The organism is Mesorhizobium sp. M4B.F.Ca.ET.089.01.1.1, from assembly GCF_004022605.1.
Lineage (GTDB): Bacteria > Pseudomonadota > Alphaproteobacteria > Rhizobiales > Rhizobiaceae > Mesorhizobium > Mesorhizobium abyssinicae.
Window position 1 is genome coordinate 1 of the sequence record NZ_RZOS01000757.1, and the last position, 1,728, is coordinate 1,728.

Consider the following 1,728-nt stretch of genomic DNA (forward strand, 5'->3'; position numbering starts at 1 on the left):
GGGCAGGGCAGCAAGGTCGGCGATTGAAAGCCGCTCGGCGGCGTTGCGCGTCACCAGCATTTTCCTGATCTTGCGCCGTGAATTGTCGAGCGCGGCTCGCACCGTGTGCAGGCCATAGAGCCGCACCAGGCCGTCGCCGGGGGATTCGCCCGGCGGCAGCGGCTGGCGCGGCCGGAATGCGGGTGCGCCGCCGGCCTTCTGGTCGCGGTGGGCGCGACGCAGCTTGGCGTAGTGAGTGTCTTTGGGTGTGCCGGGCTTGTTGTCTTTGCTCATGGCGGGCTTCTATAGCCGTGTCGTCGGGCCATGGATACTGGCAGAAGCCGGCTTGCCGAGGATGCTGTCAAATTCAGCGCATTTTGCCGGGACGTGCGGTTGACACCCACCAGCCTTGCCGCCATAAGGCGCTTCGCTGATTTCGGAGAAGACTTCTACTCGGGCTCCGGATCGGCAAATGCCTCGTTGCATGGCTCCGGCGGCAGACTGGAGAGGTGCCCGAGTGGTTAAAGGGGACGGACTGTAAATCCGTTGGCTTAGCCTACGTTGGTTCGAATCCAACCCTCTCCACCACTGCCGGCCCGGAAGCCCTGAAACGAAAAAGTCTCGGACCGAAAAGCGCATGGCGCTTTTTGGGTGAATCCGGTACTTCAGTGTAAGGCGCGGGTATAGCTCAGTGGTAGAGCAGCAGCCTTCCAAGCTGAATATGCGGGTTCGATTCCCGCTACCCGCTCCAGATTTCCCGCATGAATGTCACGGAAGTGCCGCCCAGAAATCCTGCGAGTCAAACGCTTGGCTGCCTGGCCTAGGCAACCGGTATCAGCCGGCGCCTTCTTTCGTCCAGCGACACGATGGCAAGGCCGCTGGCCACCACCAGCAGGATGCCGCAGACGGCGAGCGCGTTCGGAAACTGGCCGAACACCAGCAGGCCCGAGATGACCGCCCAGACGGTGAAGCAATAGTAGAACGGCGCCACCGCGCTCGTCGGTCCGACGCGGTAGGCCATGAAGATGAAGAAATGGCCGAAGATCAGGAACAGTCCGGCGCCGGCGATGAGCAAGAGGTGACGGGGCTCCGGCATGACCCAGGGCTCGGAAACGAGATGCGCGACGCCGGAGCCGACCAGCACGACCACGACCGCGGAAATGGCGACGATCATGCCCGGCACCTCGGCGCCGACCTTGCGGCCGGCAAGATCTCGCGCGGCCGACAGGACCGCGTTGGCGAGCGCCAGCAAGGCATAGACCGAAATCCCTTGCATCGTCGGCTGCGCCACCATCAGTGCGCCGATGAAGCCGACCCCGATCAGCGCCATGCGCGCGCCGCCGATACGCTCGCCGAACAGCACCGGGGCGCCGACCAGCATCAGCAGCGGCGTGATCTGTCCGAGCGCCGTTGAATCGGCGATCTGCATGTTGGCGAGCGCCACGACGTAGCAAAGGATCGCCGCCAGTTCGAGCAGGTTGCGGCGCAGCACCTTCCTTTCGAAGATCAAAGGGACCTGCCTGGCATAGCCGAGCAGGACAAGCAGCGGAATTCCCCAGAGCGCCGCCGCGACGCCGCGCAGGAACAGCACCTCGTAAGGCGGCAGGCCGGTGGTCGCGAGCTTCATCATCGTATCGTTGACCAGGTAGGACCCGGTCGAGACGACCATGAACAGCGGGCCGCGGATGTTCGTCGGGATGAACTGCATGCGGCGAAGAAATCAGACCGATGCGGCAGCGGCAATGGGCC

General features: G+C 63.9%; 2 protein-coding genes and 2 tRNA genes. 2 read left to right on the plus strand and 2 right to left on the minus strand.

From position 1 onward, the window contains the following. Positions 1-273, minus strand: a 273-nt coding sequence (locus tag EN780_RS33535; protein ID WP_281035400.1) for an RNA methyltransferase substrate-binding domain-containing protein, incomplete at its 3' end; no start/stop codon positions are given. A 209-nt stretch (positions 274-482) separates the two neighbouring features. On the opposite strand from EN780_RS33535, the gene EN780_RS33540 reads away from it, so the two are divergent. After that, a tRNA-Tyr gene (locus EN780_RS33540) sits at positions 483-567 on the plus strand. A gap of 89 nt (positions 568-656) precedes the next feature. Then, positions 657-730: transfer RNA gene (locus EN780_RS33545), tRNA-Gly, on the plus strand. A 69-nt stretch (positions 731-799) separates the two neighbouring features. Here the strand turns inward: EN780_RS33545 and EN780_RS33550 are convergent. Beyond that, positions 800-1,687: a DMT family transporter gene (locus EN780_RS33550; protein WP_128276399.1), complete on the minus strand. Its 888-nt coding sequence runs from the start codon at positions 1,685-1,687 to the stop codon at positions 800-802. Between the last annotated feature and the right edge of the window lie 41 nt (positions 1,688-1,728).